This is a genomic window from Acinetobacter sp. UBA801, from assembly GCA_002296655.1.
In the GTDB taxonomy this organism is placed as follows: Bacteria; Pseudomonadota; Gammaproteobacteria; order Pseudomonadales; family Moraxellaceae; genus Acinetobacter.
The window spans coordinates 1-7164 of sequence record DBIN01000027.1 but is presented as its reverse complement, the minus strand read 5'-3'; the positions used below and the strand labels follow the sequence as shown (position 1 = coordinate 7164).

The following is a 7164-nucleotide window of genomic DNA, read 5'->3' as shown; positions in this document are numbered from 1 at the left end:
CTATTTGCAATAATTGGGTCGAGAATCAGATGCGTCCCTGGGCGTTGGGGCGCAAGAACTGGCTGTTTGCAGGTTCGCTGCGCAGTGGTCAGCGAGCGGCAAACATCATGACGTTAATCCAGTCAGCAAAGCTGAATGGGCTGGATCCGTATGCCTATTTAAGTGATGTGCTGAAAAGGTTACCGACACATAAAGTGACCCAGATTGAAGAGTTACTGCCACACTGCTGGAAACCTAAATTGAATTAAAAATTGGTATGGGATTCAGCGGACGCTTACAAATATAGCCATGCTGATATTCGTCAATGGCGGCGATGGCTGTAAGTTTTGGCTTACATTAGCGACTATGATAACGCTGTAATTTTTCAAGAATAGATTGTAAGGCTTTGATTTCAAATTCATTGCCTTCAAATGTTTCTGCACTATTACGTTTAAAAATCTCGCGGATTTCAAGCACGGCGCTCGAGTCAATCAAGCCAAGTTGTGTGCCGACTTGACGAATTTGATCAATGGAGCGTGAACCATTGGTCGAGCCATAGCCTACATAAGCGGCTGATTTGCCACTCCATTCTTTACCTAAATAGTCCAAGGCATTTTTAAGTGCAGGGCTATAACCATGATTGTATTCGGGGCTAATGAAAATAAAGGCATCGCCTTGCGCAATGTGGTCGGCCCATGCTTGTTGTTTGGGTTGATCATAAATCCCTGTCATTGGGGGATTTGCACCTGAAAAAATCGGTAAATCCCACTCTTTTAAGTCGACCAATTCGAGTTGGACCGTACTGAGCCCAAGTTGTTCAAAGCCTTTTTGCACCCATCGCGCAACTTTAATGGCTGTCCGACCTTCGCGCACACTGCCTATAATGACCTGAATTTTCATGAAAAATCCTTGGGAAAATAAATGTGATGATGCTACGGTAGTATGAAAATTAGGCTTTGCATAGATTGAATATGTATCTGAGCGACAAATGTTTGAGGCATTAAAAAAGCCCCCGAAGGGGCTTTGGCTGACACACAGACAATCGATCTGTATTTTTACATAATTTTGATACCTTGTTGGCCGGCAGGTGTCACTTTGAAGATTTCTACTTCAAAGGTAATATCTTTACCTGCCAATGGATGGTTAAAGTCGACTTCGGTGATGTCATCACCTACAGTTTTCACTACGCCATACAGGCTTTGTTTGGCTTTATCTTCAAACTCAATCATGTGTCCTTCAACTGGACGTTGCTCAAATTTAACCGTATCAAAAGTTTGTACGTTTTCAGAATTCCATGGACCAAATGCTTCTTCAGGTGGAAGACTCACGGTACGGCGGTCACCTGCACGTAAACCAAATAATGACTTTTCAAAACCAGGTAATAGGCTGCCATCACCCATGACCAAACTCACAGGTTCAGCGCGGCTACGGGTGTTGTCAATTTCTACACCATTTTCAATGGCGACAGAAAAGTGCAACTCGACTTTTGAGCCATCTTCAATACGAGTTTCATCATTTGGATTAATAATTTCAGTCATGTTGCGCCTGCGCTCGTTCAATTCGGTGTTTTTCTAGGAAAAAGGTATCAATTAACAGCAGAATGGTGCCAAGCGTGATGGCACTGTCTGCAATATTAAAGGCAGGGAAGTGGCTGTTGTTGTAGTACACGTGAATAAAATCGACCACGTAGCCAAGGCTGACCCGATCAATTAAATTCCCAATCGCACCGCCTAAAATCAAGGCAATCGCCAAAGGCAGTACGATGACATTTTTTGGCATACGCATCAGCCAAAATACAAAAATTACAGACACTAAACCTGCCAATGAGGTAAAGAAATAACGTTGCCATCCACCTGCATCGGACAAGAAACTAAAGGCAGCGCCATAGTTATGCAGTAAAGTCCAATTCAAAAAGGGCAATACAGGCACAGGATCTGCGTAATTCAGATGCGATACTGCAATCCATTTGGTCCATTGATCCAGAATAATCGCGACAATGGACAAGCCAATCCACCATAAATTGTGCGGATAAAACTGGAATAAGCCCTTTTTGTGTTGTGAATTAGGCATATTTTCTCTCTTCGCCTTGACCTGTTGGAAGGTTGATAATACAACGTGAGCATAAGCCTGGATGTGCAGAATGTGTATTCACATCAGGAAGTACATGCCAGCAACGTACGCATTTTTCGCCATCTGCTGCAGAAACTTTCACGTTCAAGCCATCTAAATCAGAGGCTTCACCTTGTGCAGCATCAAAGTCATTTACAATCACTTGTGAAGTAATCAGGACAAAACGTAGCTCATCGCCTAGTTTATCCAATACGGCTTTGAGTTCGTCATTGGCCCAAAGTTCAACTTTGGCAGACAGGTTAGAACCAACTGTTTTGGCTGTACGCGCAGCTTCGATGAACTTATTGACAGCAGATTTAACTGCTATCAGGGTTTGCCATTCCGCTTCTGCCAGGATGTTGGCTTCAGAAGCCACTGGAATGTCATACCACTCTGCTGTGAACACGTACTTTTCTGATTGCTCAGGAATGAGCGGCCATGCTTCTTGTGCTGTAAAGCTTAAGATTGGTGCCATCCAACGAACAAAAGCCTGAACCAAGTGATACAAAGCGGTTTGTGCAGAATGACGTGCTTGCGAGTCCGCTTTGGTGGTGTACTGACGGTCTTTGATGATGTCGAGGTAGAAACCACCCAAGTCATTAATACAGAAGTTAGTCAGCGCACTGGTTACGATATGGAAGTTCATATCTTCATAGGCTTGCTGAATGGTTTTCTGTACTTCTGCGGCACGTTGTAGGATGTATTGATCTAAAGCAATCAATTGATCTACAGGAAGCGCATCTGTCGATGGTTTAAAACCATTTAAGTTGGCCAACAAGAAACGCAAGGTATTACGGATACGACGATAACCGTCTGATGCACGGCTAAAGATTTCCTTACCTGCCGTCATTTCATAGCGATAATCTGCAGATGCAATCCAAAAGCGTAAACCGTCTGCACCCATGTCTTTAATAATGTCTTGTGGGGTAATGATGTTACCCAACGATTTCGACATTTTGCGACCTTTTTCATCGACCACAAAGCCGTGTGTTAACAAGCCTTTGTATGGTGCGCGCTCATTGATTGCAATCGAGGTGAGTAATGAAGATTGGAACCAACCACGGTGTTGGTCTGAACCTTCAAGATATAAATCGGCTGGGTCTTGCAACTCTTCACGCTCACGTAGAACTGCATAATGAGTCGTACCTGAGTCGAACCAAACGTCTAAGGTATCGCGCACTGCATTGTAGTGCTCGGCATCATCACCAATGAAGTCTTTAGCTTCACGGTTATACCAACCATCAATCCCTTCTTGTTCGATCAGTTTTGCAACGTCTTCAATCAATTCAGGGGTGCGAGGGTGCAATTCATTGGTGTCTTTATGCACGAAGAATGGAATTGGTACCCCCCATGTACGTTGACGTGATATACACCAGTCTGGACGACCTTCAATCATCGCTTGGATACGGTTTTTACCCCAATCTGGTACGAAGCTGATGTCATTTTCAATCGCATTCAGTGCGCCTTGACGTAAACCTTTGGCATCCATGCTGATAAACCATTGTGGTGTCGCACGGAAAATAATTGGAGTTTTATGGCGCCAGCAGTGTGGATAGCTGTGTTTGATTGGTTGATGTGCCCAAAGCTTATTGTTTTCTGCCAAAGTCGCAATAATTTGTGGATTGGCTTTGTAGATGTGTTCGCCTGCAAAGATTGGTGCTGTCGGTAAATAAACACCATTGCCCCCCACTGGATTGTCAACTTTTAGGTTGTACTGTAAGCCAACTTTATAGTCGTCCACACCGTGTCCAGGTGCGGTATGTACTGCACCTGTACCGCTTGTTGCGGTCACGTGTTCACCTAAAATTACAGGCACTTGGCGTGCTTGAATCAGTGGATGTTGCAAGATCAGGTTTTCGAGTTTGTCACCTGTAAAGTCAGCCAATACTTCATAGCTGCTAAAGCCGTAGCGTTCAGTTGCTGACTGTACTAATTCTTTGGCTAAGATAAAGTTTTGTGGTGCTTTGTCATCAGCACGTGCTTTCACCAATTGGTATTTAATTTCGGCATGCAATGCAACGGCTTGGTTCGCAGGCAAAGTCCACGGTGTGGTCGTCCAAATTACAATGTCAGTAGCATCATTCATTTGCACACCCAAGCGTGCAGATAAATCGGCTAAATCGACCACAGCAAAACCGACATCAATTGCATCGGATTTTTTATCTTCATATTCAACTTCGGCTTCTGCCAAAGCAGAACCACAGTCCAAACACCAGTTTACAGGTTTAAGACCTGGTTCAATATGACCTGCTTTGGCAATTGCACCCAATGAACGCACGATGTCGGCTTCTTGCTTGAAGTTCATGGTGAGGTAAGGGTTGTCCCAATCACCAAATACGCCCATACGCACGAAGTCTTTTTTCTGTAATTCGACTTGGGTGTAAGCATATTCGCGGCAGGCTTTACGAAAAGCCGAAGCATCGACTTTTACGCCCACCTTACCTACTTTTTCTTCTACTTTAAGTTCAATCGGTAAACCGTGACAGTCCCAACCTGGAACGTAGGGTGCGTCAAAACCATCCATGACACGGCTTTTAATAATAATGTCTTTCAGGACTTTATTGACCGCGTGACCCAAGTGAATTTGACCATTGGCATACGGAGGGCCATCGTGAAGCACATATTTTTTCTTGCCAATACGCGATGCACGAATCTGCTGATAAATGTTGTCGGCATACCACTCTTCTAACCATTTCGCTTCACGTACTGCGAGATTTGCTTTCATTGCAAATTCAGTACCTGGGAGGTTTAGCGTGGCTTTATAATCCACTGCATTTTCAGGAGTTTGCTTATCGCTCATGCAAGTTGTCTTCCAGTTGAATCAGCCCATGGACTGACGCGTTTTACATTAAATATTTAGGGTAAATTAAAAAGGGAAATTTGGATGATCTTGTCGAAATTTAAGAAGTTTTTCAACATCATCATCAATTCCCGCTTTGAGTGCTTCAAGCGAAGGGTAATTTTTTTCGCCATGTAAATAGTTTAAAAATGTGACCCGCATTAATAAGCCATACAGATTAGCAGAAACATTGGGGAAATGTACTTCTAATCGCCATTCGGGCTGTACTTGTTGAATGGCTGGGCGCGTACCCACATGCCCTGCACCAAACAGACTGTTCAAGCTGTAGCCTGCAACACCCGTTTTATCGGGATGATCGTGTTTGACTTTTTCGCTTAAAGCGGTGGTTTCACACACCACTTCAACGCCATAAATGCCATTTAAGCAGGGTTTATGGCGGTTTAAGCGCACATTAATGGTTGGAAAATCAAGTGTGCGACCAATTTGATCACCATATTGGACGCGCCCTGTAATGCTATATGGTCGTCCAAGCAGTTTGGCTGCGAGTGCCAAATCACCTGCTTGTAAAGTTTGACGAATACGAGTTGAGCTAACACGCTCACCATTCAGTTCAATGGTGGTTAAATTGGTGACCTGAAAGCCATAGTTGCGCAAAAACTCGCTATTGCCTTGGCGGTTTTTGCCAAAATGGAAGTCATCGCCCAAGACCAAATGCGAGGCATTCAGGGTATCTTTTAAAAGTTTTGCAAAGGCTTCGGCACTTAAACTGCGGAAATGATTGTCAAATTTCGCTACTGCAATGTAGTCGACCCCCAATTCGGTCAGATATTCGACTTTTTCCCGCAATGATGAAATACGCGGTGGAGCATCATAACCTTTAAAGAATTCAAGTGGTTGAGGCTCAAAAATCATCACCACAGTTTTTAGATTTTGTTGTTTTGCAACGGCTTTGAGCTGATGAATCATGGCTTGATGACCCAAATGCACCCCGTCAAAATTACCGATGGTGACAGCGGTTTTTTCTAATTGGGTATTTGAGGGCAAAGCATTTAGACGGAGCAGCTTCATGGGCAAATCAAGTGCTTGGAATTAAGAACGGCTTATATATTGCCATATTCTTGGGCATTCGTCTTGTGGTTGTTTTTTGACAACGAAAAATTTAGTGCAAAGTATACTTATATCAATTTTACTTATTTATTTAATATAAATTAATCAATTTTTCTTATTTATAGATTTGATTAGTATAAATGTAGATTTTAAATGAGGCCGAACTCATGCAAAAACCATTTACACAACTTGGACAGCGCCACAATATCATTCGTCAATTCACCCCCAACTGGTTCACTGTCAGTATGGGAACAGGTGTTGTGGCGTTAATTGTATCAGAGTTTCCGATGATAAAGGCACTCACATGGCAACTCGGCACAGGGCTGTGGTATTTCAATATTTTACTGTTTGTACTTTTTAGTGTGCTATATGGCTTACGTTGGGCATTTTATCCGCACGAAGCCAAACAGATTTTTCAACATCCAAGCATGAGCCTATTTTTAGGGACGATCCCGATGGCGCTGGCCACCATCCTCAATGGCTTTTTAAAGTATGGTCAGCCTATTTATGGCGACACAGCTGTACAGATTGCGCAAACGCTCTGGTATGCAGATGTAGTCTTGGCGCTCTTGGTGGCGTGGGCAGTTCCTTTTGCCATGTATCGACATCAGGAGCACGCTTTACAGCAGATGACTGCGGTGTGGTTATTGCCGATCGTGGCCTGTGAAGTTGCAGCCAGCAGTGGTGGTTTATTGCTGGGGTATTTGGCAGCTGATACTCATGCTGTTGCGATTTTATTGGGTAGTTATGTGTTGTGGGGTGTTTCAGTATTACCTGCCTTTGCAATTTTAACGATTTTAATGTTGCGTTTGGTCTTACATAAATTGCCTGAAAAAGAGTTGGCGGTCAGCAGTTGGTTGGCTTTGGGACCGATAGGGACTGCTGCTTTGGCGTTATTGGTTTTGGGGCATCAGGCACCGACGCTGATGGCGAGTTTGGGCTTAGTACAACTGGGTCAGTTATTTCAGCAGGCGGGAATTTTGGCCAGTTTAATTCTGCTGGGTTTTGGGCTGTGGTGGTTGGGGATTGCGGTACTGACGACTTTGCACCATGCCAAACAGGACTTACCATTTAATTTGGGTTGGTGGGGACTGACCTTCCCATTGGGCGTATATACACTGGCAATCTTAACTCTAGCCCAACAACTCAATTTGGCCTTCCTGTATGCC

The 7164-nt window shown here is 43.9% G+C and carries 7 protein-coding genes; 2 read left to right on the top strand and 5 right to left on the bottom strand.

The genetic code is table 11. The features are described 5' to 3' along the window. Nucleotides 1-248: transposase domain-containing protein (locus B2W49_RS05200; protein WP_291334089.1), on the top strand; the 248-nt coding region annotated here is incomplete at its 5' end. Nucleotides 249-336: 88 nt separating this feature from the next. Here the strand turns inward: B2W49_RS05200 and B2W49_RS05195 are convergent. The 5 genes from B2W49_RS05195 to ribF all read right to left on the bottom strand — a co-directional run bounded on the left by B2W49_RS05195 (nt 337) and on the right by ribF (nt 5956). Further along, nucleotides 337-879, bottom strand: coding sequence for an NADPH-dependent FMN reductase (locus B2W49_RS05195; protein ID WP_291335183.1), 543 nt, complete (start codon nt 877-879; stop codon nt 337-339). 155 nt (nt 880-1034) lie between these two features. Further along, nucleotides 1035-1517 (bottom strand): FKBP-type peptidyl-prolyl cis-trans isomerase, encoded by a 483-nt coding sequence (locus B2W49_RS05190; protein WP_291335181.1) that lies wholly within the window; start codon nt 1515-1517, stop codon nt 1035-1037. Further along, on the bottom strand, nt 1510-2049 hold the full coding sequence (gene lspA / locus B2W49_RS05185; protein ID WP_096902456.1) for a signal peptidase II: 540 nt from the start codon (nt 2047-2049) through the stop codon (nt 1510-1512). Before lspA ends, B2W49_RS05190 begins: the two co-directional genes overlap by 8 nt. Next, nucleotides 2042-4888, bottom strand: a complete 2847-nt coding sequence (ileS, locus tag B2W49_RS05180; RefSeq protein WP_291335178.1) for an isoleucine--tRNA ligase — start codon at nt 4886-4888, stop codon at nt 2042-2044. The genes lspA and ileS overlap by 8 nt, the downstream gene beginning before the upstream one ends. Before the next feature lie 66 nt (nt 4889-4954). Continuing rightward, complete coding sequence (gene ribF / locus B2W49_RS05175) at nt 4955-5956, bottom strand: bifunctional riboflavin kinase/FAD synthetase (protein ID WP_291335176.1); 1002 nt, start codon at nt 5954-5956, stop codon at nt 4955-4957. 206 nt (nt 5957-6162) lie between these two features. Between ribF and B2W49_RS05170 the strand changes: the two genes are divergently transcribed. Next, nucleotides 6163-7164: TDT family transporter (locus tag B2W49_RS05170; RefSeq protein WP_291335174.1), on the top strand; the 1002-nt coding region annotated here is incomplete at its 3' end.